The organism is Kordiimonas sp. SCSIO 12603 (assembly GCF_024398035.1).
Lineage (GTDB): Bacteria > Pseudomonadota > Alphaproteobacteria > Sphingomonadales > Kordiimonadaceae > Kordiimonas.
On record NZ_CP073748.1, the window covers coordinates 434530 to 459913 of the forward strand.

The following is a 25384-nucleotide window of genomic DNA, read 5'->3' on the forward strand; positions in this document are numbered from 1 at the left end:
TTATCTGTTCCTTATAGTAGTGAGTATTTCTCTCACACGGGCTTTTGCATGCTCAAGCCCTTTATCTGTATCAACGATATAGTCTGCCTTCGCGCGTTTGTCAGCATCTGGCATCTGGCGTTTAAGAATATCTTCGAATTTTTCCGCAGTCATACCAGAACGGGCAAGCACCCGTTCCCGCTGAACCTCAGCAGGCGCAGATACTACCACACTATAGTGACAACCTTTGTCACCACCCGTTTCAAAGAGAAGGGGTACATCAAGGACCACAATATCAGCGTTTGCTTTTTCTGCGGCTTCAAAAAAGGCAATGCGTTCATCGCCCACCATTGGGTGCATGATATTCTCAAGGACCTTTTTCTTCGCTGGATCAGCAAACACCTGTGCTCCAAGGCTGGCGCGGTCAAGCTCACCACCCACAACAGAACCAGGGAAAGCTTTTTCGATATAGGGTAAAGCCTTGCCGCCTTTCTTTTGAAGCTTATGAACTGCCGCATCAGCATCAAATACGGGCACCCCTTCAGCTACAAACATTTTGGCAGTTTCTGATTTTCCCATACCAATGGAGCCAGTTAAACCCACAATAATCATGTGATTTTTGCCTCCAAGATTTTGCGGAGATCAGCATCAAATCCTACCTCTACGCCGAACCAGATTTTAAAGGCTGCAGCTCCTTGGTGCACAAGCATTCCTAGCCCATCAACGGTTTTCAAGCCACGTTGCCCTGCATCTTTCAGTAATTCAGTTTCAAGTGGCTTATAAACAATATCATACACCGCCGTATCACTGGCTGCATGATCAAGGCTTAACTCAAGAGCAGGCTGGCCTGCCATACCGAGTACAGTTGTATTCACAATAAGACCCGCTGCAGCCACCGCCTGCGCGCGCGTTTCCCAATCCACCACCGTCATACGGCCACGACCAACATCACCCGCGATTGCTTCGGCTTTTGCTCGTGTCCGGTTAGTGATCATCACCATAGGCAGATTTTCATTCACGAGCCCAAGTGCCGCTGCGCGAGCTGCACCACCTGCACCAATAATCAGGGCAGGTTTATCTTTTGGATATTCAGGCACAATATCTTTCAGATGTTTTACAAGACCAATACCATCCGTATTAAACCCGCTTAATGTACCATCTTCCGATATTTTCACCGTATTCACAGCACCCATCTGACGAGCAAGTGGAGCTACTTTATCCAGATATTTAATGATATCTGTTTTATGAGGCACCGTTACATTAAAGCCCGAATATCCTTCTGTTTTAAGGCGTTCTACAGCCATACCCAATTCTTCTGGAGCCACTTCAATCGCTTCATAATTACCTTCAATTCCGTTTTGTTCAAACCAGTGGTTATGAATAACGGGTGATAGAGACTGAGCAATTGGATATCCGATAACAGCGGCTTTTTTCATGGGAAATACTCTTTAGAACGGCAACAAATTATAGCGGCGCAGAAAATCAAGAACAGGTAGGAGAGGCATACCAAGCACGGTGAAATAATCACCATCCACCCGGTTAAAGAGCTGTGCGCCTATACCTTCAATCTGATAACAACCGACAGACCAATAAGCATCGTCACCTAATATATTGAGATACTGTTTTATGAAGGTATCAGATAATGGCCTCACATCCATTTTCACTTGATCAACCGAACGCCAGATCGCTTGCCCGTTCTGGCAAATAACCGCTGCTGAGATAAGCCTGTGTTCACCGCCTGATAGTTCTTTTAATGTGGCTTCTGCTTCTTGCTGGTTTGAGGCTTTAGAAAATATTTTACCGTCTTTGACCAAAATCTGATCAGCCCCTAAAACCAGCGCTTCCGGATACATGAAAGAAACTGCCCGTGCTTTCATTTCTGCAAGAGCATCTGCAATATGACGAGGAGCGGCGCCGTCGGCAACCAGCGCTTCTTTCAGAGAAGCTTCATCAACAGGCGCCGTTTGAACGGTAAAATCCACACCAGCGCTTTTAAGCATTTTTGCTCTGGTTTTACTGCCTGAGGCTAAAATAAATTCAATCATCACTCTTACCTAAGATCAGACGGTAATTCGTGTGCGTGTGTTTTTCCGTTTTTCTCTAACCACTGATAATAACGGTTCAGGATTGCAGCTGCTGTTTCCTCAATAGACCGCCGGGTTACATCAATGGTTTGCCAGCCACGTTTTGTGCAGTAACGGCGGCATTCTTTGATTTCATCCTGAATTTGATCCCGGTCTGTATAATCCGCTTCCTCATCTTCATTGATAGAGCGCAAACGATTAGTCCTAATTTGAACAAGGCGTTCTGGGCTTGTCGTTAATCCAAGCACGAATTTATCTTTGAGGTTATCGAGTTCCATCGGCATCGGGCAATTGGGCACAAACGGAACATTCAATGTTTTATAACCCTTATTAGCAAGATAAATACTGGTTGGTGTTTTCGATGAACGGGATACACCTACCAATATAATATCTGCTTCATTTACATCTTCAACAAGCTGACCATCGTCATGAGCCATTGTAAAATGAAGAGCATCAATTCGCTGAAAATAGTGAGCATCCATCGTATGTTGACGCCCCGGTTTATGAGAAGCTTGTTGCCCGAAATATGAACCGAGTAGATTAATCACCGGATCAAGGATTGAGAGTACTGGTATGTTTTTTTCCATGCAGGACTGTTCCAGAACCTGCCTGATTTCAGTGTTCACCAACGTATACATAACAAGGCCTGGCTGCTCACATATATCTTCCATCAAACGAGACATTTGCATTGCTGAACGAACAAGCGGCCAATAATGTTTGTGAACATTCACTCCTTCGAACTGAACAAGAGCTGCTGATACGATTGCCTCAAGAGTTTCACCTGTAGAGTCAGAGACCAGATGCAAATGAAATTGAACTTCATTGCTTGACTCAGATTCCTGAAAACCGGGCAGTGGAGGACTCATGGGAATAACCTGTGGATAACTTGTTGGTGTAAATGTTGAAAAGCACATTAGGCCACTTACCCCCAATTTGTATAGAGAGAGTTCACACAGGAGTGAATCTTATCCCAAGCCTGTGCAAAGTTTAATAACCTGAGTCGCCAAAACTGAGTCTTTTTCGGTTATCCCCAGTTTCCACAGACAGAGTCAAAGTCTCGAATCGCGAGGTTTTCTGCACAGTCCAGAGTCTTACTCACAGAATCACTGTTAAAATGCCGCAGAACCCTTGTTTGTGCACAAGCTTGTGGATAAATAGTTTTCCCCATGATTCACAGGGATTCACTACTACTACAAGATTCTATTATATTTATATTTAAGTATTAGTATGGTCGCCCTATAGATCGTCCCGTGTATAAAACTGTCAGGTAAAAGCATTATGGCTAAAATTCTTCTAGAGACTCTCAAGGGTAACCCCGGTGAAAAAGTTCCATTCTGGTTCATGCGTCAGGCAGGAAGATATTTGCCTGAATACAGAGAGGTGCGTTCTACTTGTCCGTCTTTCATGGATTTTTGCTATAGCCCCGATAAAGCGACAGAAGTAACCTTGCAGCCTATCAGGCGTTACGGCATGGACGGTGCAATTCTTTTTGCAGATATACTTGTGGTACCAGACGGATTAGGTCAGCAGGTTTGGTTTGAGACTGGGTTTGGGCCAAAGCTTGATCCGGTAGCAACAGAAGAAACTTTCTCAAAACTATCGATGGCGAACTTCCACGATAAAGTAGGGAACGTTTATAAAACAGTTTCAAACCTTTCTTCAGCGCTTCCTGAAAATGTAACGCTTCTTGGTTTTGCGGGGGCACCCTGGACAGTGGCAACATACATGATTGCGGGACAAGGCAGTAAAGACCATGCAGCTGCTCGTCAGCTTGGATACGGCAATCCAGATCTATTTGGCCGTATCTTAAATATGCTGGTGGACGCAACAGCTGAATATCTTTGCCGTCAGATTGAAGCCGGCGCGGATGCTGTACAGATTTTTGATAGTTGGGCAGCCGCGATCCCTGAAACAATGTTTGATGAATGGATTATAAAGCCCACCAAGGCCATTGTTGAGAAGGTTAGGGCGAAGCATAGCGAAACACCTATCATCGGCTTCCCACGGCTTGCAGGCGCTGCTCTAGCACGTTTTGTAGAGGAGACAGGGGTAGATGCTGTATCCCTTGATACAGGTGTGCCGCTTGAGTGGGCTGCAAGTGAGGTTCAAAGTAAGGTTTGTGTACAAGGGAATATGGATCCGCACCTAGTGGTTTCAGGCGGTGATTTAATGGTGAGCGAAGCGAACCGGATTATGGAAAGCCTGAAGGGCGGCGCGCACATCTTTAACCTTGGTCACGGTTTTGTACCTGAAACACCGCCAGAGAATGTAGCCTTGCTTTCTGAAACTATTAAGAACTTCAGGCGATGAGTAAACAGCTAAAAAATATGTTGTTCTGGGGAAGTCTTGCCATTGGGTTGATTTTTTCCCTTCTTCAAGTTTATTCGCCATATGGTGGCGTCGGATATAGAAGGTCTTTGGCTATATTAACAACCTGTTTGCTCCTAGTAGTAGCGTATAAAAAAATTAGAAAAGTACAGAAAGATAAATGATGGTTGAGCCAGGTTTTTTGGGTGACGCTTACTTTTACGTAAAAGCGGGCCACATAATTTTCGTGATCTTTTGGATGGCCGGTATGTTCATGTTACCTCGGTATTTTGCTTATCATATGCAGTGTGAAGTTGGCAGTGAAGAAGATGGTAAATGGATTGAGCGTGAAAAAAGCCTGATGCGGATTATCATTAATCCTGCCATGACTATTGCCTGGATTCTAGGGCTAACACTTGCCTTCAATATTGGTTTTGATGCAGGTGGTTGGCTTCATGCAAAACTGCTTCTTGTGTTTATCCTTTCAGGTTTTCACGGTGTTCTTTCCAAATGGCGCAAGAAAATTGCAGCTGGCGAACGAGATAAAAGCGAAAGCTTCTACCGCAAGATAAATGAAGTACCAGCTATCTTCATTATTGTGGTTGTTATCCTCGCTGTCGCAAAACCATTCTAAATCTAAATAGCTTGACACTCAGTGAGTGCATGGTAATTTTATTGCGTCTCCAGTGATCTGCTGGGGGCGTTTTTTGAATCCCACCTAGGCCAACACCTGTATTTAGTAAGTTGGCATTAGCTTCCAATAAAATGGCGCAAGCCAATAATAATCCGGACAATAGAAATAATAATATGGACGATCCCATGCACTTACAGGATCTCAAGAATAAGACCCCAGCTGATCTTCTAGCGCTTGCAGAAGAAGTAGGCGTTGAAAATGCGAGCAGCATGCGCAAGCAGGATATGATGTTTGCTATCCTCAAGCACCTTGCTGAAGATGATGTAGAAATCATGGGTGGTGGTGTTATTGAAACACTGTCTGATGGTTTTGGTTTCCTTAGAAGCCCTGAGGCAAACTATCTTCCAGGCCCGGATGATATTTATGTTAGCCCAAGCCAGATTCGCCGTTTTGGCCTCCGGACAGGGGATACCGTTGAAGGCCAGATCCGTGCACCGAAAGATGGTGAGCGTTACTTTGCGCTTCTTAAAGTTTCACAGATTAACTTTGAAGAGCCAGAGAAGACCCGCCACAAGGTTCACTTCGATAACCTGACACCGCTTTACCCAGATGAAAAACTGAAGTTGGATCCAGATAACCCAACTGTGAAAGATAAATCACCACGCGTGATTGATCTGGTTGCTCCTATTGGTAAGGGCCAGCGTGCTTTGATTGTTGCGCCGCCGCGCACTGGTAAAACTGTTCTTCTGCAAAATATTGCGAAGAGCATTACAACAAATCACCCTGAATGTTATGTGATTGTACTTCTGATTGACGAACGTCCTGAAGAAGTAACAGACATGCAGCGTTCTGTGGCTGGTGAAGTAGTTTCTTCCACGTTTGATGAGCCTGCATCTCGCCACGTTCAGGTTGCTGAAATGGTGATTGAAAAAGCAAAACGCCTTGTTGAACACGGTAAGGATGTTGTGATCCTCTTGGATAGTATCACCCGTCTGGCCCGTGCTTATAACACTGTGGTGCCGTCATCTGGTAAGGTACTAACAGGTGGTGTGGATGCAAACGCGCTCCAGCGCCCGAAACGTTTCTTTGGTGCTGCCCGTAATATTGAGGAAGGTGGTTCCCTTTCCATTATCGCAACAGCCCTTATTGAAACTGGTAGCCGTATGGATGAGGTTATCTTTGAGGAATTCAAAGGCACGGGTAACTCTGAAATCGTGCTTGACCGTAAGGTTGCTGATAAGCGCGTGTTCCCTGCAATTGATATTCTCAAATCCGGTACACGGAAAGAAGAGCTGCTTGTTGATCCAGCAACACTTTCAAAAATGTGGGTACTACGCCGTATTCTTACCCCAATGGGTACAGTGGATGCGATGGAATTCCTACTTGGAAAGTTGAAAGATTCAAAGAACAACGAGGACTTCTTCTCGCAGATGAACAACTAAGTTTTTGTTCGCTAGAAATTTCAGAAAGGCCCTCCATATATGGTGGGCCTTTTTTATTGTAGGGAACTTAAATGATAATTTTTGAGCCAGCTCGTATTGCAGATTATGAACAAATACAATTACTTATATTAGAAATTCAAACCAGCGAATTTAATATTGATATTACACTGGATGATCAGCCTGACCTGAAAGATATTGAAAGTTTTTACCGGAAAGGAATTGGCGAATTCTGGGTGGCGAGGCACGGTGAAGTTATTGTTGGAACCATTGCTTTAATTGATATTGGAGCAGGTCAGGTAGCTATCCGAAAAATGTTTGTTAAGGATACTTATCGAGGAAAGGAACATGGTATTGCTAAAAAACTTTTGGACGTTTTAGAAGAGTATTCGGCAGAAAGAGTAGTTCAAACTATTCTTCTTGGAACTACGGATAAATTTCTTGCGGCTCATAGGTTCTATGAGAAAAATGGATATAACCTTATACCAGAAGAAATGCTTCCTTTGACCTTTCCTAAAATGGAAGTTGATACAGTTTTCTTCGCAAAAGAAATGGTGTGATTTCCTATGGAAATAGCTCTTCTCATTATTGATGTTCAGAAAGCTATGGATCACCCTAAATGGGGGGAAAGAAATAATCCTGGTGCTGAAGAGGTAATGAAAAGAATGCTGGATCGGGCGCGATCGGAAAATTGGCCTGTTTTTCATATTCAGGACTGTTCATCTGATCCATCTTCTCCATACCGGGCAGGGCAACCGCTGCATGATTTCAAGGATGAAGTGAAACCTACCGGTGGGGAAACCATAATTCAGAAAACAACAGGTAATGCTTTCTATGAAACTGAACTGGATACGGTTTTAAAGGCTAAGCAGATATCAAAGCTGGTAGTGATGGGTGTTCATACCCAGCACTGTGTTCGTGCAACTGTAGAGGCCGCTATAGAGAATGGGTATGAAACATCTGTTTTGGCTGATGCGGTGGTTGCAACAGCAATGAATGGTATGTCCGCTGATAATGTTCAGGAACAAATACTCACTAAATTTGAAGAAATGAATGTAAAAATAAACTATCTATCTGATTTTATTATATAATTTATAATTTCAGCTAGTTTTTCTGGCATTTCCAGTGGAATCATATGCCCTGAGCCTTCCATTTGGTGGAGATGGATGTGTTCATAAGCTTCCGCAAGCTTTTCAATAGCACTAATTGGTACTAGTTCATCTTCTTCCGCCATAATGAAATGAACTGGTTTTCCAATAGTTATCAAACCCTCCTTCAGGTTTCTGCGATCAATTGGGGCGATCAGCTGGTTGATCAACTCATTCTGACCAAGGTCTTTTTCCATTTGCAGAATAGTATCTGTAACTGAACTATCAGCCATATTATTTTGAGAAACAAACTGGCTCAGACGTTTTCTGGACATACCTCTGTAGGTCATCCGTGAAAGCATTTCTGCGTTTACTCTGCGTAGCTGTTTTTCATCATCAGATAAGCCGTAAGGTGAGCTCGCAATAATGATAATGCTCTCAAAATTATCAGGATTTTTAAGGGCTGCTTCCATAGCTAGATAGCCACCAAGAGAGAAGCCTATAAGATGGCTTTTCTCAGGTTTGTTTTCTACCACAGCAGCCAACATATCATCCATGCTGGTTTGGCCTGCATAGACTGCATGATGAATTTCATATGTGTTCAGATAAGGTGTGAGCTTATGCCATAGCCTTTCATCACACATTGTGCCGGGGATGAGGTAAAGAGGGTACTTCATAACCTAACCATCAAGCGCGCCAGAGGCTTCAAGTGCTTTGCCTTCTTCAACAGTTAAGGCGCCTTCAAGTACCAGGAGAGCTCTTTTGGTATATAGACCACCGTCACCCGAGTATCCGCCCATACGGCCTGCGGATGCCATAATACGGTGGCAAGGGATCAATATCGGAATAGGGTTACGACCACAGGCGCTGCCAACTGCTTGGGCTGCTGATCCAATCTCTTTTGCTACATCACCGTACGTGCGGGTATCACCGTATGGGATATCACACATAGCCTTCCAAACTTTTTCCTGATGCTTGGTACCCATTGGGTTGAGTGGCAGGTTAAACTCCGTGAGGTCACCGTCAAAATACAGGTCTAGTTGTCGTTTAGCTTCCAGAAGAAGCGAGGAGGGATTTTCTTCCTGAAATGGGCTCCATCCCCAATCAAGCGCAACAATGCTGCCTTCAAGCTCAGTGATAGTAATATCAATGATAGGGGTGTGCATGGAAATTTGTGACATAAGATGGTCCTGAAAAATTTGCATTAAGAATGCGCTTAACTTCACTATAGCGGCTATAGCTTTCTTTTGCTAATGAACGCAAAGATTTGCTGCAATAAAAAACTGAGTGAAGAGCATTTAGCCTTATGATGATGGATACGATTTTCGCCTTGTCTTCTGGTGCTGGTACAGCTGGTGTTGCTGTTATCAGATTATCTGGTCCAAAGGCGTTAGAAGCCCTTATGATACTTTCAGGCAAAGATCTTCCAAAGCCCCGTATGGCTGCTCTCCGTGAGCTTAAAGATCACCGGACTGGTGTAAGGCTTGATAAATCTCTTGTGCTCACTTTCCCTGCGCCCGCCAGTTTTACAGGCGAGGATGTAGTGGAGCTTCACCTTCATGGTGGGCGTTCAGTGATCACAGGTGTTCTTGAAGCTCTCACTGAAATTGATAGTCTCCGCATGGCGGAACCTGGTGAGTTCTCTAAACGTGCTTTCGAAAATGAGAAACTTGATCTTACGGAAGCTGAAGGCCTCAATGATCTAATTCATGCGCAAACAGCAGCGCAGCGAGAACAAGCACTAAGACAGTTGGATGGTGCTTTAAAGGATCTTTATGAAGATTGGCGGGGTAGGTTGATTGGCCATTTGGCACATCTGGAAGCAGATATTGATTTCCCTGATGAAGATTTGCCTGAAGGTGTGGCCGGTGCTGTGCTCCCCAATATTACATCGCTTAGAGATGATATTGAAGGATACCTGAAAGATAATAAAAGGGCAGAAGCAATCCGTGACGGCTTCCGTATTGTTATCCTCGGGGAGCCAAATGCTGGTAAATCTACACTGATGAACGCGCTTTCTAAATCTGATGTTGCCATCGTTTCTGATGAGAAGGGCACCACACGAGATGTGATTGAAGTGAACCTTGACCTGGGCGGCTATCCTGTAAGGCTGATTGATACAGCTGGCCTCAGGGAGGGCGAAGGAGATGTTGAGCGTGAAGGTATCAGGCGCGCTGAAAAGAAAGCTGAGGAAGCTGATCTTCGCCTTGTTCTTGTTCGTGCTGATGAGTGGCCAACTATCCCTGAGGCAGCTTCCAAGTGGCTTGATGAGGATGCAATTCTTGTAATCACACAAACAGATCGTGTTTCTATGTTTCACGTGAAACATGATGATGTACCAAACGGTATGAAAGTTATCACCGCGTCTGTGAGAGATAACCATGGCTTGGATGAGCTTCTGTCCACTGTAGAAGATTTTGTAAGTGAAGCGATGGCTCCCCGTGAGTTACCATCCCTTACGCGAGTGCGACATAGAAAAGCGCTTGAGGACACAGTAGATCATCTTTACCGATTCGAGGATAATGCTGGTTTGGACGCAGTTTTAGCTGCTGAAGATGTTCGTATGGCTGCTCGTTCACTTGGTAAAATCACCGGCCGCGTTGGTGTGGAAGATATGCTGGATGTTGTGTTTTCTGATTTTTGTATTGGAAAATGATGTTTCACGTGAAACATGCGCAGCGCACATAGCAGCTTAGCTTTGACTTAACCCTTATTTCTTATTATACCCAGCGCCTGTTTTGGTGTGCCGTATGCACGTCTTGATGTTTTGCCATTGGTGAATTGAATGACTGATTTTGATGTAATTGTTGTGGGTGGTGGGCATGCTGGCTGTGAAGCAGCAGCTGCCTCTGCGCGTGTTGGTGCTAAAACTGCGCTGGTTACCCATAAGCTTGAAACCATTGGTGAGATGTCTTGTAACCCCGCGATTGGTGGTTTGGGTAAGGGCCATCTGGTGCGTGAGATTGATGCACTTGATGGTTTGATGGGGCTTGTTGCCGATAGTGCTGGTATTCAGTACCGGCTTCTAAACCGTAAAAAAGGGCCTGCTGTGCAAGGTCCTCGTGCACAGTCTGACCGCAAGCTTTACCGCAATGCCATGCAGGCAATTCTGAATGACTATGAAAATCTTTCATTGGTTGCTGGCGGCGTTGAAGACCTGATCGTAAACCGTGATGGCGATAAACCTGTTGTCGAAGGTGTGGTGTTGATGGATGGCACTAAGCTATCCGCAAAAGCCGTTGTAATTACTACAGGAACTTTCCTGCGTGGTCTTATTCATATTGGTGAAAAAACAACACCAGCGGGCAGGGTGGGTGAAGCTCCCGCTCTTGGCCTTTCTGATACCCTTATGGATATAGGGTTTGATCTTGGGCGTCTTAAAACCGGAACACCTGCGCGTCTTGATGGTCGTACTATTGATTGGGACCAGTGTATTGAGCAGCCAAGTGATGAAGATCCTGTGCCGTTTTCTTTCCTTACTGAGAAGGTTACCGTGCCGCAGATCAGCTGTTACCTAACACGTACCACGGCTAGTACTCACAAAATTATCCGTGATAACCTGCACCGGGCACCTATGTATAGCGGGAAAATTGATAGTAAGGGACCGCGCTATTGCCCTTCTATTGAAGATAAAATCGTCCGCTTTGCAGATAAAGATAGCCACCAGATATTCCTTGAACCTGAAGGACTAGATGACCATACGGTGTATCCTAATGGTATTTCCACCAGCTTGCCTGAAGAGGTACAAAAGGATTTAATAGCTTCTATTCCTGGCCTAGAGAATGCAGAGATTATTCAGCCTGGTTACGCTATTGAATATGATTTTATTGATCCGCGCGAACTTAAAGTAACACTTGAAACACACCGCGCAAGTCAGCTGTATCTAGCTGGTCAAATCAATGGCACCACTGGTTATGAAGAGGCAGGTGCACAAGGATTGATGGCCGGCACAAATGCTGCTCTTAAAGCTTTAGGTGAAGAAACTCCTTTTGTATTAGACCGGGCGGATGCCTATATAGGTGTAATGCTTGACGATTTGGTAACTCAGGGAACGCGTGAACCTTACCGTATGTTTACATCACGGGCTGAATACCGCCTTCTTCTTCGTGCTGATAATGCTGATCAACGCCTGACAGATAAAGGGATAGAGGTTGGCCTTGTAAAAGAAGAGCGTAAGCAATCCTTTAACAAAAAGAAGCAAGCTCTTGCTGAAGCTAAAGAAATTTTGAAATCTTTGAGCCTTACGCCGAATGAAGCAGAAAAGGCCGGTTTGAAGATTAAGCAAGATGGTGTTCGTCGTGACGGAATGGTGTTGCTTGGTTTTAGCACAATTAATTTTGCACGCCTGAAAGATATCTGGCCTGATGAGCTTTCTGTTGTTGATACTAAAATTTCAGAACAACTCGAAATAGATGCGATGTATCAGGGTTACCTCGAGCGCCAGGAACAGGATATTGCTGCTTTCAGGAAAGATGAAGAAAAGGTCATTCCTGAAGACCTAGATTTCGCCGATATTCCCGGACTTTCCAATGAGATGCAGGAGAAGTTTAAAGAAGCACGACCGGCAACGCTTGGAGCAGCTGCTCGTATAGCAGGGGTTACACCAGCAGCGCTTACTCTTCTTCTTGGTCATATCAAAAAACGTTCTGCTGCGTAATATCGAGAAATTTATGTCTTACAGCTTTTCTGATCTTGAGCGTGATTTAGATGTTTCACGTGAAACACTGGATAAAATTAAAGTCTACGGTGACCTATTAGTTAAATGGCAGAAAGCTAAAAATCTGGTCTCTAACAGTACTCTCGACGATATCTGGAGACGTCATTTTCTCGATTCGGCACAAATGGCACCACTTCTTAAGGAGCGATTCGGTGAAAAGCAGATCAAAATGCTTGATATTGGTTCAGGAGCCGGCTTCCCGGCACTTGTTCTTGCAAGCATGGGAATTGGTGAAGCTCATATGGTGGAATCTGTCGGCCGTAAGTGTATTTTTATGCGTCAGGTTTCACGTGAAACATCCGCAAACGCGCAGATTCACAACGTTCGTATCGAAGAACTAGAGCCGTTTGAGGTTGATATTGTTACCTCCAGAGCGTGCGCTCGTGTGCTTCAGCTGATGAATTGGGCAAAACCTTTCCTCAAAGAAAATGTAGAAATGTGGCTTCTGAAGGGAGAAACTGCAGAAGAGGAATTGACCGAAGCTCAAGCTTATTGGAAGATGGATATCAACCGCTTTGATAGCCTATCAGACCCGAGCGGGGTCATCTTAAGGCTAAGCAACATAAAACAGCTGTAACAGTATGTAAAAATTGCCTTTATTGGCAAAACGGGGGAGTTTTCTGGAATGTCTAACGGGCAAGCTCATATTATTGCTGTTGCTAACCAAAAGGGTGGGGTTGGCAAAACAACAACAACGATTAATTTAGCCACTGCTATGGCTGCAGTGAAAAAGCGTGTGCTTATTCTGGATTTAGATCCTCAAGGGAACGCCAGCACAGGCTTTGGCATTGATCGCGGAGCCCGTGAAATTACTTCGTATGACGTCGTACTTGGAGCAGCACCGCTTGGTGATGCTGTTCTTGAAACAGAAGTGCCAGGACTTTCTATTATTCCTTCTACCGTTGATCTTTCTGGTGCTGACCTTGAACTAGCAGAGCTTCCTCAGCGTAATTTCCGCCTAAAACAAGCATTTGAGAAGGCATCTGCTTATGATGAATATGATTATATTCTCATAGATTGCCCGCCATCTCTCTCGCTTCTCACCATTAATGCCTTGGTTTCAGCAGATAGTGTGCTTGTCCCGCTTCAGTGTGAGTTTTTTGCACTTGAAGGCCTTAGTCTTCTTCTAAAAACTATTGAGCAAGTTAAAGCCAGCTTGAACCCAGAGCTGGAAATTAATGGTGTGGTACTCACGATGTTTGACAAACGGAATAATTTGTCAGAACAAGTGGCAGAAGATGTTCGTGCATATCTAGGGGATAAGGTTTATCAAACTGTGATCCCGCGGAATGTAAGAATTTCAGAGGCTCCGAGCTTCGGTAAACCAGCAATTCTTTATGATCATCGCTGTACGGGCAGCCGAGCTTATATTGAATTGGCACGAGAAGTACTTGGGCGCGGCAGCAAGATAGCTGCTTAAAATAATTAAATAAAAACAATTAGTTAGGGTTTATATAATGGCAAAAAATGCTCGTAAAGGGCTGGGAAGAGGGCTTTCAGCACTTCTGGCAGATGATAGACCAGCATTAAATACAGTTTCAGAAAAAACTGCTGTTCAGGATGGTACAGGTTCTGATGGCGCGCCTAGTGGCCGTCGCCGTTTGCCTATCGAGTTCCTTGAAAGAAATGCTGCCCAGCCGCGTGTGCATTTTGATGAAGAGGCACTTAATGAGCTTTCAGCTTCTATTAAAGAAAAGGGGCTGTTACAGCCAATTCTTGTTCGTGAACTAGGTCCTGAGAAATTCCAAATCGTTGCGGGTGAGCGCCGCTGGCGTGCATCACAGCGTGCGGGTATTCATGAAGTACCAGTAGTGGTGAAAGAACTTAGCGATACTGAAGTTCTTGAAATTGCTATAATAGAGAATATTCAGCGCCAGGATCTGACTGCTATTGAAGAAGCCATCGGCTATAAGCGCCTGATGGAGGAGTTCAAGCATACGCAGGAAGCGGTTGCAGAGGTGGTTGGTAAAAGCCGTAGCCATGTAACTAACCTTCTTCGCCTCTTAACACTGCCTGAAGAAGTACAGCAGATGGTAGCTCGCGGGGACCTCTCTATGGGGCATGCCCGTACGCTGATTGGTAGTAGCGATCCGCTTGAACTGGCAAAACGGGTGGTGAAAGAAGGGCTTAGCGTACGCCAGACAGAAGCTTTAGCTAACGAAAGCAAAGGTAAACAGAAGCGTCAACCACGCCCTGGTGGTACTGGTTCAGCCAAGAAGAAAGATGCGGATACTATCGCGCTTGAGAAAGATCTTACAGCAGCGGTTGGCATGAAAGTATCCATCGAGCATGAAGGCGAGGCCGGTAAGGTAGTTATCGCTTATGAAGACCTTGAAAAGCTTGATGAACTTTGCAGTAAACTAGGTGTTTGTGGATTTTAAGTATCTGAATATATTAAAGAAAAAGGCTGTGATATAATTCACAGCCTTTTTTATTGGATATTGTATGAAGTAGTTAATTCAGCTTTTCTTCCAGAACATCCCAGATTACTGCTTCAAGGCTTACACCATCAAATTGGTTTACTGACTGAAGGCCTGTAGGGGAGGTTACATTAATCTCGGTGAGCCAATCACCGATTACATCAATGCCTACAAAGGTAAGGCCGCGGCTTTTAAGCTCAGGCTTTAATCGTTCGCAAATCTCCACTTCGCGCTCTGTAAGTCCTGATTTCTCAGCGGAACCACCTGCTACAAGGTTTGAACGAATCTCGCCCTTTGCTGGCACACGGTTAATAGCGCCAACGGCTTCGCCATCCACGAGGATAATGCGTTTATCGCCCTTAACCACATCAGGCAGGAACTGCTGCACCATCACAGGTTCACGGCTTGAAGCCAGGAACATTTCCATAAGGCTGCCAAGGTTGCTGTCACCTTCCTTCAGGTGGAATACCCCAGCACCGCCATTGCCGTACAGTGGCTTTACGATGATCTCACCAAAATCAGCACGGAATTTCTTCACTTCGTCTTCACGGCGGGTGATAAGGGTAGGCGGCATTAAGTCTATAAATTTAGTAACAAAAAGCTTCTCTGGCGCGTTTCTTACTTCAGCGGGGTTATTTACCACCAGCGTTTCATCAGCAACAAGCTCCAGAAGGTGAGTGGCAGTAATATAGGCCATATCAAATGGTGGGTCCTGACGCATCCAAACCACGTCCATATCCGCAATCTTAATGCAAGCTGGTTCGCCAAACGTAAAATGATTGCCTTCTTCACGGCGCACTGTAACAGGGCGTGCTTCCGCATATACCACACCTTCGCGGTAACTCAGGTCTTCAGCCAGATAGTGCCAAAGCTCATAGCCGCGGGCCTGTGCTTCCAGCATCAGAACAAAGGTGCTGTCGCCACTTATATTCACAGTTTCCATAGGGTCCATCTGGAATGCGACCTTGCGCTGTGTTGCCATAATTTAATCCTTACTTGCTGGAAACATATTTAATTATTGAGACTTAGCCAGATAATACTAAAAGCCCGGCCGCCACGCATCCTTGATATGGGCCGGAAGGCGCTTTGGTGCAATGGCTATTACATCAAACCTAAGTGAATATTTTTCAAAAGATTGGGTTTTGAGCCAGTCTTCAGTGGCATGAACTATTCGCTGTTGCTGGCGAGGTGTTACTGCATAGAGGCTATTTTCCCGGGTTTTGTGGGCTTTTACTTCAACAATCAGGATTTCAGAACCGCGCTTGCAGATGATATCTATCTCTCCGCGCTTTGAGCGAAACCGTTCTTCAAGGATAGTATATCCTTTAAGGCGCAACCAGTTGGCTGCAATTTTTTCGGCCTTTCGGCCTCTGGCTTCGCTTTTTTGGCGTTCTGTCGTCAAACTAGTTTTTCCCTGAAAGCTCCAAGGCTCTATTATACAGTTCTTTCTTCTTTATGCCTGTTAAATCAGAAACGAAGCTGGCAGCATCTTTCACCCGCATATAGGTAAGGGCTTTTTCAAGCAGTTTATCAGTATCTGCTTCCACGTTGCCAGTTTGCTTGATTGTTCCTTTATCTGGTGCACTTAGAATAACCACTACTTCACCCTTTGGTGGGCCACTTTCAGCGTAGTGAGTAGCTATATCATTTAAGTTGCCTCTAACAACTTCTTCGAATTTCTTGGTGAGTTCGCGACAAACAGCCACTTTCCGGCCTTCAAGAACTGAAGCGGCATCTTCAAGGCACGCAGGTAGGCGTTTTGCACTCTCATAAAAAATAAGGCTGGCTTTTGTATTTTTTTCAGCCTCGAACCATTCAGTTCTGGCTTTGGTTTTATTGGGAGGAAACCCCATAAACATAAAACGGTCTGTTGGTAGCCCTGCGAGTGAAAGAGCAGTAACGAGTGCACAAGGGCCCGGGATTGCAGTTACCCGGTGACCCGCTTCGCGGGCTTCATCTACAAGTTTATAGCCTGGATCTGAAATCAATGGTGTACCCGCATCAGAAACCAAAGCTACTGATGCCCCTTCAGCGATTTTACCAAGAATTTTTGGTCGCTGAATCTCGCCGTTATGTTCATGATATTGAATAAGAGGTTTCTTAAGAAGAAGAGCTGACAGGAGCTTGGCTGTAACCCTGGTATCTTCGCAGGCAATATAATCCACCCCTGATAAAATCTCATTAGCTCGTTTGCTTACATCACCTAAATTGCCAATAGGCGTAGCAACAATATAAAGCCCAGCAGATATTTTTTGCCCTGACCTGATTTCAGCCATCTTCTTGATCCAAATTAATACTTTAAAAAACTGTAGCAGTATTTTACAGCAACACAAATTTTGAGTAGGTTCCACATACGCGGTACCGATTGTTTAAGAAGGGCAGTTATGCTGGAAGGCATTCAAAAATCAAAGCTGAAAGTGATGATTGCTATCACACTAAGTTTGTTTTTGGCCTCATGTGGAGGTGAAACGCCTGCACCTGTAACGCGGACAACTGCCCCTGATATAGAACAGCCTTCTGATGCAGCACAGGAAAACATACTTCCTGATGAAACGACTGTGGGTACACTTCAAGTTGAAGCTGAAGAAGATATTATCATTGGTATAATGCTACCTCTTTCTGGTTCCGAAGGAGAAACAGGAAAAGCTCTTCTACGCGCCGCCACAATGGCGCTGTTTGATGCATATAACCCAAGTGTAAAGCTTCTGCCGTTTGATACGCAGGCGGATTACGCACAAACAAAAATAGTTGCAGAACAGGCTGTGGAAGCTGGTGTTTCTGTGGTTATTGGACCTCTTCTTGCCAGTAATGTTGAAGCAGCAGGGGATGTGCTTGCACCTCACGGTATCACTCTCATTGGTTTTTCAAATGATAGTGGTGTGGCGAAAGAGGGCCGTTTCATCATGGGTTTTATGCCTGAAACCGAAGTAAAACGGGTGCTAAATTATGCGTACCAAAGCGGGATGCGGAAATATGCAGCGCTTGTGCCGCAAGGCAGGTATGGGAACCGGGTGCAGGCTATCTTCGGGGAAACAGTAAGTTCAGCCGGTGCTGATATCCTCGCCATTGAAAGCTATCCTCCTGATATGGAAGCTTTGGAAGACCCAGTGAAGCGTATTGCAAGCTACGATGAGCGCCGGAAAAACCGCCGCGATGAAATCCGTTTTCTACGCTCCCTTAGTGATGATCTTACAGATGAAATAGCTGACGATATTGAGAAAAGTGAAGTTCTCGAAGATGTAGAATATGAAGCTATCTTGCTGCCGGAAGGTGGAGATCTTCTTAAAAACCTCGCACCACTCCTGCCTTTTTATGAGGTAGACCCAAACAAAATTAAGCTTCTTGGTACAGGCCTTTGGAGCGATGAAAGCCTCCTTAGGGAACCTCCTCTTCAAGGTGCTTGGTTTGCTGGTCCTCAACCGGAAGCACCATTATCTTTTATGGCGCGTTTTGAAGAAGCTTACGGTGAAGCACCACCACGTATCGCTACGCTCGCGTATGATGCTATGTCGCTTGTTTCTTTCCTGATCAGGGAAGATATGGATGTAAACTCAGTAAAAGATCGTTTTTCCGCTGATATATTAACCAGTGAAACGGGTTTTATGGGAGTTGATGGTTTGTTCCGCTTTTTGCCTGACGGTACGATTGAACGCACACTTGCGGTTCTTGAAGTAAACCGGCGCGGGTTTAAAGTGATTGATCCTGCCCCTGAAGCTTTCCCGAGTTTTGGCTTCGCGCTCAGCCGCTAATCAGATTACAAGCTTTTGCAGTATGTAATTTAACAGGGGTCGCCCTTTAACTGATAACTGCAGTTTATCGGTTCTATCAGTGATAAAACCATCAGTTTTCATGTTTGATAGTTCTGTATTATTGATGATCTGGTTTGTAGAATACCCAAACCTTTGTTCCCAAGTTGCTATATCAACACCGTCCCTTAGGCGTAGCCCCATCATCAGTGCTTCCACAGCCCTGTCTTCAGCATCCACATATTCCAGGGTTTCGAGGCCTGTGCCGTTTGCTTCAACAGCTCTCATCCAGTCCTCAGGGCGTTTGATTTGCGCGTGCGCATATGCGGAACCGTGGTCCTGCGCAGGAAGTCTGCCGTGAGCACCTGGACCAATACCTACATAATAATCCCCTTGCCAGTAACAAAGATTATGCTGGGATTCCTCGCCTGCAGCTGCGTGGTTGGATGTTTCGTAGGCGGGTAGGCCTTTGGCTTCGGTTAGTTGTTGCGTGAGATCATACAGTTCTGCCGCTTCGTCTTCATCAGGCAGGGTAAACTTACCCCTGTGGAACTGGTGGTAGAAGGCTGTGCCTTCTTCAATCGTTAGCTGGTAGAGCGATAGATGGGTAGGATCAAAGGCCAAGGCTTCTTTAAGTTCGGTTTCCCAGTCTGTAGGGCTTTGCTGAGGTCTGGCATAGATTAAATCAAAACTAACTCTATTAAAGTTGTTTCGAGCAACTTCTAGAGCTTTTAGGGCTTCGCCAGCATTATGTAATCTGCCAAGAAACTTTAAAGCATCATCTCTAAGTGATTGAATGCCAACAGAAAGCCTGTTTACACCAGCTTGTTTGTAAGCTTGAAATCTTGAAGCCTCTACGCTTGAAGGGTTTGCTTCCAACGTTATTTCAATTTCTCGGTTTGGCGCCCAGTGTTTTTGAATGGTTTCAATAACAGCATATACTGTTTCTGGCTCCATCAGGCTTGGTGTGCCGCCACCAAAGAAAATTGATTTGGCAGAAAGGTTTGGAAACTTTGTTGCCATGGTTTCAATTTCCTGCACGAGGGCATTTCGCCATGTTTCATGTGAAACATGATCACGTACGTGGCTATTGAAATCACAGTAAGGGCATTTTTTCAGGCAAAAAGGCCAGTGCACATAAACGGCAGCTGGCCCTTTGTAATCACTACCCTTATGGGCGGGCAGGTTATTTGGTGTCAAAGCAGGCATTGATTAACTGTTTGAACGCATCTGCACGGTGGCTCATAGCGTGTTTTTCTGCAGGCTCAATTTCCGCAAATGTTTCTGTGCGGCCATTTGGAACAAATATTGGATCATAACCAAATCCTTTATCGCCGCGCATTGGCCAGGTTAGTTCACCAAATACTTTGCCTTCAAAGCTTTCCATGTGACCATCAGGCCATGCAAGCGTTAGGGCACATGTGAAGTTTGCTGTACGGTCTTTCGCATCACCCATTTTTTCATTTACCGCAGCCATTGCTACGTTGAAATCTTTTGATGGCCCAGCCCAGCGAGCACTGTAAATACCTGGTTCACCGCCAAGAGCTGCTACTTCAAGGCCACTATCGTCAGCAAGAGCAGGGATGCCCGCAGCTGTTGCTGCGGCCAGTGCCTTAATTTCAGCGTTTGCAATAAAAGTAAGACCATCTTCTACTGGTTCTGGTAAATCTAGTTCGCCCGCAGAAATAGTTTCCACGCCGAAGGGAGCAAGAAGCTCCCCAATTTCGCGTACTTTGCCTTGGTTATGGCTGGCGATGATCAGTTTGTTACCATCAAACTTGCGGGCCATTAGGTGTATTCCTTAATCGCTTCTTGCTGAGCTTTACCAATGGTGTCACAGCCCATACGCGCAAGCCTTAGGAGACGGAGGAATTCTTCTTCACTGAATGGCTCTTCTTCCGCAGTACCCTGAATTTCCACGATACCACCTTTACCCGTCAGAACGAAGTTTGCGTCTGTTTCAGCAGCACTATCTTCATCATAATCCAGATCAAGTACTGGCGTACCTTGATAAATTCCGCAGCTGATAGCAGCAATGCTGTCAATCAGGGGCATCTTTGCCATATGGCCTTCGTTATACATCCATGTAAGACACTGGTGGAGAGCAACATACGCGCCTGAGATAGAGGCTGTGCGTGTGCCGCCGTCGGCCTGAATTACATCACAGTCAATGCGAACCTGTTTTTCACCGAGATCTTCAAGGTTAACAACCGCACGCATTGCACGCCCAATAAGGCGCTGGATTTCCTGTGTCCGGCCTGTTTGCTTGCCTTTGGCTGCTTCACGATTCATACGGCTGTGCGTGGAGCGTGGTAGCATACCATATTCCGCTGTGATCCAGCCTTTACCAGTGTTTCTAAGCCATGGCGGTGTGTTTTCTTCAAAGGTTGCTGTTACCAACACATGCGTATCACCAAATTTTACGAGGCAGCTGCCTTCCGCATGTTTTGAAAATCCAGGGATCATTTCAATTTGGCGCATTTCATCAACGGCACGTCCGCTTGGTCGCATGTCTTGTCCTTCAAGTAAGAGATAATTTTTATTGATGCTTCTTCTACAGTGAGAAGGGCTTCCCGTCAAAGGATAGAAGGGCTGGAACTCTTAATTGACGCGCTTATATATGCTTTTTAGGATAGGCATCTGATGCTTGCAGAGATTGGTTTGGTTTTCTATGTCGCTTTCCAGTTTTAATGAACGGTCAATTACCATTTTCCGGCAGATAGTTGAAACCTATCTGGATACCGGTGATCCGGTTGGTTCGCGCACTCTTAGCCGCACGGAAGGTATTTCTGTCTCGCCAGCAACGATTAGAAACACTATGGCCGATCTTGAGGAAGCCGGGCTTCTTATTTCCCCACATACCTCAGCGGGCCGTATCCCCACAGACCTTGGTCTCCGTTTGTTTGTAGATGGTTTGATGGAAGTGGGTAACCTCACGAAAGACGAACGAGAATCTATTAAAGGTAAGTGTGCACAGGAAGGCCGCTCTGTTGAAGATGTACTTGGTGAGGCTTCAAAGGCTTTATCTGGCCTTTCCCAGTGTGCATCCCTTGTGATGGTGCCAAAGCAAGAGCTCGCAGTGAAGCATATTGAGTTTGTCTCTATTGCGCCAAACCGAGCGCTTGTTGTGCTTGTTTCAGAAGACGGCGCGGTTGAAAACAGGATTATTGATCTCCCTATCGGCTTGCCGCCATCTGCGCTTGTGCAGGCAGGTAATTATTTGAATAGCCGCCTCGTGGGGAAAAGCCTTGAAGAAATGAAAGCTGCTATCCAGCTGGAGCTATCCAGCAGACAGGCTGAACTCGATGGGCTTACGTCCAGAATTGTGGAAAGCGGACTTGCTGTTTGGGCGGGTGGCGAAGAGCATCCGGCATCACTTATTGTATCCGGGCAATCCAATTTACTGCAGAATGTAGGGGCCGCGGATGACCTGGAGCGGGTAAAACACCTTTTTGAAGAGCTTGAACGTAAAAAAGACTTGATCAAATTGATGGAACTCGCCAAAGACGGGGGCGGAGTGCGCCTGTTTATTGGGGCAGAGAATAATTTATTTTCCCTTTCGGGTTCATCTGTCGTTGTTTCTCCCTATATGAACGGTGCAAATAAAATTGTTGGTGTGATTGGGGTCATTGGTCCGACACGGCTGAATTATGCACGCATTGTCCCGATGGTTGATTACACCGCCCAAGTGGTAAGCCGCCTTTTGTAAGGCTAAACTGAGTATTAGAGATGACTGACGAACAAAAACAAGAAGCTGCAGACGAAGGCTTGACCCAAGAAGAAATCGATGCTGCTGAGCAGATCGTTGAAGATGATGAAAAGATTGATTTTGCTGATGGTGCTGACGCGGAAGAAATCGCCAAGCTTCAGGCCGAAGTAGCTGATCTTAAAGATCGCCTGCTGCGCTCAGCTGCGGAAACAGAAAATGTACGCCGCCGCGCTGATAAAGATAAGCAGGATGCCAGCGCTTACGCTGTAACCAACTTCGCTCGTGATATGCTGAATGTTGGCGATAACCTGCGCCGTGCGCTTGATAGCCAACCGGAAGAAGTTTCTGATGATATGAAAGCCTTCGTTGAAGGCGTGGCGATGACAGAGCGTGAGCTTCTGAACACCATGGAAAAATACGGCATCAAGAAAATTGAGCCGGAAGTTGGTGAGAAGTTCGATCATAAATTCCACCAGGCTATGTTCGAAGTGCCAACAGAAGATCATCCAAATGGTTCTGTAATGCAGGTTGTTGCAGCAGGTTATGTGATTAAAGATCGCCTCCTACGTCCTGCAATGGTGGGTGTTGCTAAAGGTGGTGCTCCTAAGGTGGATACCGAAGCCTAAGGCACTTCAGCCAATAACATAGCTTAGAAAGCCTCGTATTTCTGCGGGGCTTTTTTATTTGTTTTCTTGACAAAAAGCGGGGGCTTTCCTAGCTAAAGAACTGGTTATAGAACACCTGCCGTCCGCATATTTCGGTGAAGTTCTATCTTTGATTTATTTTGTTTTCTTCTTTGCATCGCGCAAAGGATGGCAACGCGGGCCCTATCCTGATGAGGCGTTTGATGCGTGTGGAGAACAGAATATGTCTTCAACGTTGAATGTTGATTTCACCAGAGGGCCAATGGGCGCTCTTTATGCCAAAACGGCAATTCCCATTATATTCGTGATGGTACTCAACGGCTTGGTAGCCGTTGCAGATGCTATGTTTCTTGGATGGTATGTTGGTGCAGATGCACTTGCAGCGGTGACGGCCGTTTTTCCAGCCTATATGATGATCATTGCTCTTTCTGTGCTTATTTCTTCAGGTATGGCCAGTTTACTGGCAAGAAGCCTAGGCGGTGGTAAGAAAGCTGAGACTGAACAGGTTTTTACATCCGCTCACGGACTGGCAATTTTTATCAGTTTGGCACTGATAGCTAGTTTTTACATGTTTGGTGACTTTGCTGTAGCTTTTGTTGTTGCGGGGAATGGCCATATTGCAGAACAAGCACACCTTTATCTAGGGATCAATGTCTATTTCACGCCGATATTGTTTTTTCTATCGGTGAATTCTGATGCTCTCAGAAATGAAGGACGTTTAGGGTTAATGGCTGGTGGAAGCTTGGCCGTATCGCTTTTGAATATAGGGTTTAACTATATCTTTATTGTTGAGATGGACTGGGGCGTTGCTGGATCGGCTTATGGAACGGTTACCGCTCAAATATTAGCTCTGTGTCTTATTCTCTACTTTCGAATGAAAGATGAACAGCTAATTAGTCCTGTGGTTTTATTCGGAAATAAGCTTGCTGTTGGCTGGAAGGCAATAATAGGGCTAGGCCTTCCGCAAAGCCTGAATTTTATGGGAATGGCTTTGGTTTCTGCAGTGATCTTGTTTGCTCTTCAGGGAATTCATTCAGATAGCTATACCGCCACTGTTTCTGCTTACGGTATTATCACCCGGGTTATGACATTTGTTTTCTTTCCGCTGCTTGGTTTGGCACAGGCGATGCAAACTATTGTAGGGACCAATTATGGTGCCCGGAATTGGGAAAGAAGTGACCGAGGTTTAAAAGCAGCATTGATAATAGCAGGCCTGTATGGGGTATCTATTCAGATACTGTTCACCTTTTTCCCAGCAGAGATTGGTGAAATATTTGTTAGTGAAGCATCAGTGATAGCTGAAGTTTCTCGGGTTTTACCTATTATGGTCAGTGCCTTTTTTATCTCTGGCCCCCTTATGATGATAGCCATGTACTTTCAGGCAATAGGGAAGGCAGGAAAAGCTGCCATACTCGGCATTTCCAAACCTTATCTGTTTACTGTTCCTCTTTTATTCATAGCGGTGAATGTATGGGGAGCGAAAGGACTTTGGTATGCCTTACCTATGGGGGAAGTAGCCCTTTTGGTACTTACTATGGGGGTGCTTTTTCTTTCCAACAGAAAACATCATATGAAATTCGGTGTGTTTCAACATTTCTAGTGATCAATACAAACCCCACTCAATGGTGGGGTTTATCATATTTTAGCGTGATATTTTACATAATGACAAATATACTTGACATAATGTCGTGTGTGCTTATATGTAAAGCAAGCTAGACATTATGACAGGTAGTCACGACAGGAGGATCATATAATGAAATGCTTGATGATAAGAATAGTGGTTGTTGCATTCCTTGCCTTCGGCATGATTTCAGATATGGCGAAGGCAGATATAGAACAGTTTGGAAACAAAGGTGGTGAAACTCTGGTTTTCATTCCTGGGCTTGCTTCAAGCGGCGAGCTTTGGCAGCCGTGGGTGAAGCAGTTTGAAGCAACGCATAATATTTTTGTGGTAACTGCACCTGGGTTTGCAGGCGTTGCCCCAAGAGCAGAACTTGATGGTTTCCTTGAGAAAACAGTGGAAGAAGTTCGCTCAGAACTTAAGAAAAACAATGCTGAAAATGTAAAGGTAGTTGGCCATTCCATTGGTGGATTGATGTCTCTTATGCTTGCGAATGCTGCGCCTGAGATGATTGAAAAGGTAGTGGTGGTGGATAGCGCACCCTTTATGGCTGGTCTGTTCGTGGCTGGTATTTCACCAGATGCCGCTAAAACACAGGCTGGATATATGAAAACAGCGATGACGAATATGCCGCGTGATGCATATGACCAACAGCAGAAAATGGGTTTGCGTATTCTCTCAAACACGCCTGAGTTTATTCCAACACTTGTGGAATGGTCTGAAACGTCTGATCAGGCAACAGTCGCTACCGCTTTCTCTGAAGCGTTTGGAACAGATTACCGCGATAGTTTGCCAACAATAAAAGCAGAAGTCCTTATGCTTGCGGCAACGGCGGAGCAGATGCCTCTTAAAAAAGATGCACTTACGGCTTTTTATGCTGACCAATATAGCGGCGTTAAAAATTTCACACTGCAAATGGTGGATGATAGCTTTCATTTCATTATGATTGATCAGCCAGAAGTGTTTACAGCAGCTTTAGAAACGTTTCTAAAATAG

At 45.2% G+C, this 25384-nt stretch carries 26 protein-coding genes and 1 pseudogene; 15 read left to right on the plus strand and 12 right to left on the minus strand.

The genetic code is table 11. The features are described from left to right. Genes coaE through KFE96_RS01965 form a run of 4 tightly spaced genes read right to left on the minus strand, consistent with a single transcriptional unit; the run spans position 1 to position 2929 of the window. A complete protein-coding gene (gene coaE / locus KFE96_RS01950) occupies positions 1-591 on the minus strand; it encodes a dephospho-CoA kinase (protein WP_255834344.1) in 591 nt (196 codons plus the stop codon). Next, positions 588-1415: a shikimate dehydrogenase gene (locus tag KFE96_RS01955; RefSeq protein WP_255834345.1), complete on the minus strand. Its 828-nt coding sequence runs from the start codon at positions 1413-1415 to the stop codon at positions 588-590. Before KFE96_RS01955 ends, coaE begins: the two co-directional genes overlap by 4 nt. A 12-nt stretch (positions 1416-1427) precedes the next feature. Then, entirely contained in the window at positions 1428-2024 is a 597-nt protein-coding gene (locus tag KFE96_RS01960) for a nucleoside triphosphate pyrophosphatase (RefSeq protein WP_255834346.1), read from the minus strand. Positions 2025-2029: 5 nt separating this feature from the next. Next, positions 2030-2929 carry a pyruvate, water dikinase regulatory protein gene (locus KFE96_RS01965; RefSeq protein ID WP_247019627.1) on the minus strand — a complete coding sequence of 300 codons (900 nt, stop codon included), beginning with the start codon at positions 2927-2929 and terminating at the stop codon, positions 2030-2032. A 412-nt stretch (positions 2930-3341) separates the two neighbouring features. On the opposite strand from KFE96_RS01965, the gene hemE reads away from it, so the two are divergent. The 5 genes from hemE to KFE96_RS01990 all read left to right on the plus strand — a co-directional run bounded on the left by hemE (position 3342) and on the right by KFE96_RS01990 (position 7534). Beyond that, positions 3342-4373, plus strand: a complete 1032-nt coding sequence (hemE, locus tag KFE96_RS01970; RefSeq protein WP_255834347.1) for a uroporphyrinogen decarboxylase — start codon at positions 3342-3344, stop codon at positions 4371-4373. A gap of 178 nt (positions 4374-4551) precedes the next feature. After that, on the plus strand, positions 4552-5004 hold the full coding sequence (locus KFE96_RS01975; protein ID WP_255834348.1) for a CopD family protein: 453 nt from the start codon (positions 4552-4554) through the stop codon (positions 5002-5004). A 185-nt stretch (positions 5005-5189) separates the two neighbouring features. Beyond that, a complete protein-coding gene (gene rho / locus KFE96_RS01980) occupies positions 5190-6446 on the plus strand; it encodes a transcription termination factor Rho (RefSeq protein ID WP_255834349.1) in 1257 nt (418 codons plus the stop codon). Between the two features lie 71 nt (positions 6447-6517). Continuing rightward, positions 6518-7003: a GNAT family N-acetyltransferase gene (locus KFE96_RS01985; RefSeq protein ID WP_255834350.1), complete on the plus strand. Its 486-nt coding sequence runs from the start codon at positions 6518-6520 to the stop codon at positions 7001-7003. Between the two features lie 6 nt (positions 7004-7009). Beyond that, positions 7010-7534 carry a cysteine hydrolase family protein gene (locus KFE96_RS01990; protein WP_255834351.1) on the plus strand — a complete coding sequence of 175 codons (525 nt, stop codon included), beginning with the start codon at positions 7010-7012 and terminating at the stop codon, positions 7532-7534. Here KFE96_RS01990 and KFE96_RS01995 read toward each other — a convergent pair. Further along, positions 7510-8208, minus strand: coding sequence for an alpha/beta fold hydrolase (locus tag KFE96_RS01995; protein WP_255834352.1), 699 nt, complete (start codon positions 8206-8208; stop codon positions 7510-7512). The genes KFE96_RS01990 and KFE96_RS01995 overlap by 25 nt on opposite strands. Before the next feature lie 3 nt (positions 8209-8211). Beyond that, complete coding sequence (locus KFE96_RS02000; RefSeq protein ID WP_255834353.1) at positions 8212-8712, minus strand: methylated-DNA--[protein]-cysteine S-methyltransferase; 501 nt, start codon at positions 8710-8712, stop codon at positions 8212-8214. Positions 8713-8837: 125 nt separating this feature from the next. On the opposite strand from KFE96_RS02000, the gene mnmE reads away from it, so the two are divergent. The 5 genes from mnmE to KFE96_RS02025 all read left to right on the plus strand — a co-directional run bounded on the left by mnmE (position 8838) and on the right by KFE96_RS02025 (position 14629). Continuing rightward, positions 8838-10187, plus strand: a complete 1350-nt coding sequence (mnmE, locus tag KFE96_RS02005; protein ID WP_255834354.1) for a tRNA uridine-5-carboxymethylaminomethyl(34) synthesis GTPase MnmE — start codon at positions 8838-8840, stop codon at positions 10185-10187. Positions 10188-10316: 129 nt separating this feature from the next. Beyond that, positions 10317-12188, plus strand: a complete 1872-nt coding sequence (gene mnmG, locus KFE96_RS02010) for a tRNA uridine-5-carboxymethylaminomethyl(34) synthesis enzyme MnmG (protein WP_255834355.1) — start codon at positions 10317-10319, stop codon at positions 12186-12188. 13 nt (positions 12189-12201) lie between these two features. Then, positions 12202-12825, plus strand: coding sequence for a 16S rRNA (guanine(527)-N(7))-methyltransferase RsmG (gene rsmG, locus KFE96_RS02015; protein ID WP_255834356.1), 624 nt, complete (start codon positions 12202-12204; stop codon positions 12823-12825). A gap of 48 nt (positions 12826-12873) precedes the next feature. Beyond that, positions 12874-13668 (plus strand): ParA family protein, encoded by a 795-nt coding sequence (locus KFE96_RS02020; protein WP_247019593.1) that lies wholly within the window; start codon positions 12874-12876, stop codon positions 13666-13668. Positions 13669-13705: 37 nt separating this feature from the next. Then, entirely contained in the window at positions 13706-14629 is a 924-nt protein-coding gene (locus tag KFE96_RS02025; RefSeq protein WP_255834357.1) for a ParB/RepB/Spo0J family partition protein, read from the plus strand. Positions 14630-14702: 73 nt separating this feature from the next. Here KFE96_RS02025 and gshB read toward each other — a convergent pair whose 3' ends face one another. The 3 genes from gshB to rsmI are packed head-to-tail and all read right to left on the minus strand — an operon-like array spanning position 14703 to position 16944. After that, positions 14703-15650: a glutathione synthase gene (gene gshB, locus KFE96_RS02030; RefSeq protein ID WP_255834358.1), complete on the minus strand. Its 948-nt coding sequence runs from the start codon at positions 15648-15650 to the stop codon at positions 14703-14705. Positions 15651-15707: 57 nt separating this feature from the next. Next, positions 15708-16070, minus strand: coding sequence for a YraN family protein (locus KFE96_RS02035; protein WP_255834359.1), 363 nt, complete (start codon positions 16068-16070; stop codon positions 15708-15710). Between the two features lies 1 nt (position 16071). Further along, positions 16072-16944 carry a 16S rRNA (cytidine(1402)-2'-O)-methyltransferase gene (gene rsmI / locus KFE96_RS02040; RefSeq protein WP_255834360.1) on the minus strand — a complete coding sequence of 291 codons (873 nt, stop codon included), beginning with the start codon at positions 16942-16944 and terminating at the stop codon, positions 16072-16074. Between the two features lie 108 nt (positions 16945-17052). Between rsmI and KFE96_RS02045 the strand changes: the two genes are divergently transcribed. Continuing rightward, entirely contained in the window at positions 17053-18417 is a 1365-nt protein-coding gene (locus KFE96_RS02045; RefSeq protein WP_255834361.1) for a penicillin-binding protein activator, read from the plus strand. On the opposite strand, the gene hemW is transcribed toward KFE96_RS02045, so the two are convergent. From hemW to rph, 3 genes and pseudogenes are all read right to left on the minus strand, one after another. Continuing rightward, complete coding sequence (hemW, locus tag KFE96_RS02050; protein WP_255834362.1) at positions 18418-19623, minus strand: radical SAM family heme chaperone HemW; 1206 nt, start codon at positions 19621-19623, stop codon at positions 18418-18420. It abuts the gene before it with no gap. After that, positions 19601-20128, minus strand: a pseudogene (locus KFE96_RS02055) (non-canonical purine NTP pyrophosphatase); the annotation flags it as partial. The pseudogene KFE96_RS02055 and the gene hemW, both read right to left, overlap by 23 nt. 74 nt (positions 20129-20202) lie before the next feature. Beyond that, positions 20203-20925, minus strand: a complete 723-nt coding sequence (gene rph, locus KFE96_RS02060) for a ribonuclease PH (RefSeq protein WP_247019579.1) — start codon at positions 20923-20925, stop codon at positions 20203-20205. 160 nt (positions 20926-21085) lie between these two features. Between rph and hrcA the strand changes: the two genes are divergently transcribed. The 4 genes from hrcA to KFE96_RS02080 all read left to right on the plus strand — a co-directional run bounded on the left by hrcA (position 21086) and on the right by KFE96_RS02080 (position 25384). Further along, positions 21086-22123, plus strand: a complete 1038-nt coding sequence (hrcA, locus tag KFE96_RS02065) for a heat-inducible transcriptional repressor HrcA (protein ID WP_247019571.1) — start codon at positions 21086-21088, stop codon at positions 22121-22123. 20 nt (positions 22124-22143) lie between these two features. After that, positions 22144-22749 carry a nucleotide exchange factor GrpE gene (grpE, locus tag KFE96_RS02070; RefSeq protein ID WP_255834363.1) on the plus strand — a complete coding sequence of 202 codons (606 nt, stop codon included), beginning with the start codon at positions 22144-22146 and terminating at the stop codon, positions 22747-22749. 241 nt (positions 22750-22990) lie between these two features. Beyond that, positions 22991-24367 (plus strand): MATE family efflux transporter, encoded by a 1377-nt coding sequence (locus KFE96_RS02075; protein WP_255834364.1) that lies wholly within the window; start codon positions 22991-22993, stop codon positions 24365-24367. A 165-nt stretch (positions 24368-24532) separates the two neighbouring features. Further along, positions 24533-25384 (plus strand): alpha/beta fold hydrolase, encoded by an 852-nt coding sequence (locus KFE96_RS02080; protein WP_255834365.1) that lies wholly within the window; start codon positions 24533-24535, stop codon positions 25382-25384.

Coding starts and splice junctions, on each gene's coding strand:
- coaE (WP_255834344.1), bottom strand. CDS start 591: ATGATTATTGTGGGTTTAACTGGCTCCATTGGTATGGGAAAATCAGAA.
- KFE96_RS01955 (WP_255834345.1), bottom strand. CDS start 1,415: ATGAAAAAAGCCGCTGTTATCGGATATCCAATTGCTCAGTCTCTATCA.
- KFE96_RS01960 (WP_255834346.1), bottom strand. CDS start 2,024: ATGATTGAATTTATTTTAGCCTCAGGCAGTAAAACCAGAGCAAAAATG.
- KFE96_RS01965 (WP_247019627.1), bottom strand. CDS start 2,929: ATGAGTCCTCCACTGCCCGGTTTTCAGGAATCTGAGTCAAGCAATGAA.
- hemE (WP_255834347.1), top strand. CDS start 3,342: ATGGCTAAAATTCTTCTAGAGACTCTCAAGGGTAACCCCGGTGAAAAA.
- KFE96_RS01975 (WP_255834348.1), top strand. CDS start 4,552: ATGATGGTTGAGCCAGGTTTTTTGGGTGACGCTTACTTTTACGTAAAA.
- rho (WP_255834349.1), top strand. CDS start 5,190: ATGCACTTACAGGATCTCAAGAATAAGACCCCAGCTGATCTTCTAGCG.
- KFE96_RS01985 (WP_255834350.1), top strand. CDS start 6,518: ATGATAATTTTTGAGCCAGCTCGTATTGCAGATTATGAACAAATACAA.
- KFE96_RS01990 (WP_255834351.1), top strand. CDS start 7,010: ATGGAAATAGCTCTTCTCATTATTGATGTTCAGAAAGCTATGGATCAC.
- KFE96_RS01995 (WP_255834352.1), bottom strand. CDS start 8,208: ATGAAGTACCCTCTTTACCTCATCCCCGGCACAATGTGTGATGAAAGG.
- KFE96_RS02000 (WP_255834353.1), bottom strand. CDS start 8,712: ATGTCACAAATTTCCATGCACACCCCTATCATTGATATTACTATCACT.
- mnmE (WP_255834354.1), top strand. CDS start 8,838: ATGATGATGGATACGATTTTCGCCTTGTCTTCTGGTGCTGGTACAGCT.
- mnmG (WP_255834355.1), top strand. CDS start 10,317: ATGACTGATTTTGATGTAATTGTTGTGGGTGGTGGGCATGCTGGCTGT.
- rsmG (WP_255834356.1), top strand. CDS start 12,202: ATGTCTTACAGCTTTTCTGATCTTGAGCGTGATTTAGATGTTTCACGT.
- KFE96_RS02020 (WP_247019593.1), top strand. CDS start 12,874: ATGTCTAACGGGCAAGCTCATATTATTGCTGTTGCTAACCAAAAGGGT.
- KFE96_RS02025 (WP_255834357.1), top strand. CDS start 13,706: ATGGCAAAAAATGCTCGTAAAGGGCTGGGAAGAGGGCTTTCAGCACTT.
- gshB (WP_255834358.1), bottom strand. CDS start 15,650: ATGGCAACACAGCGCAAGGTCGCATTCCAGATGGACCCTATGGAAACT.
- rsmI (WP_255834360.1), bottom strand. CDS start 16,944: ATGGCTGAAATCAGGTCAGGGCAAAAAATATCTGCTGGGCTTTATATT.
- KFE96_RS02045 (WP_255834361.1), top strand. CDS start 17,053: ATGCTGGAAGGCATTCAAAAATCAAAGCTGAAAGTGATGATTGCTATC.
- hemW (WP_255834362.1), bottom strand. CDS start 19,623: ATGCCTGCTTTGACACCAAATAACCTGCCCGCCCATAAGGGTAGTGAT.
- rph (WP_247019579.1), bottom strand. CDS start 20,925: ATGCGACCAAGCGGACGTGCCGTTGATGAAATGCGCCAAATTGAAATG.
- hrcA (WP_247019571.1), top strand. CDS start 21,086: ATGTCGCTTTCCAGTTTTAATGAACGGTCAATTACCATTTTCCGGCAG.
- grpE (WP_255834363.1), top strand. CDS start 22,144: ATGACTGACGAACAAAAACAAGAAGCTGCAGACGAAGGCTTGACCCAA.
- KFE96_RS02075 (WP_255834364.1), top strand. CDS start 22,991: ATGTCTTCAACGTTGAATGTTGATTTCACCAGAGGGCCAATGGGCGCT.
- KFE96_RS02080 (WP_255834365.1), top strand. CDS start 24,533: ATGATAAGAATAGTGGTTGTTGCATTCCTTGCCTTCGGCATGATTTCA.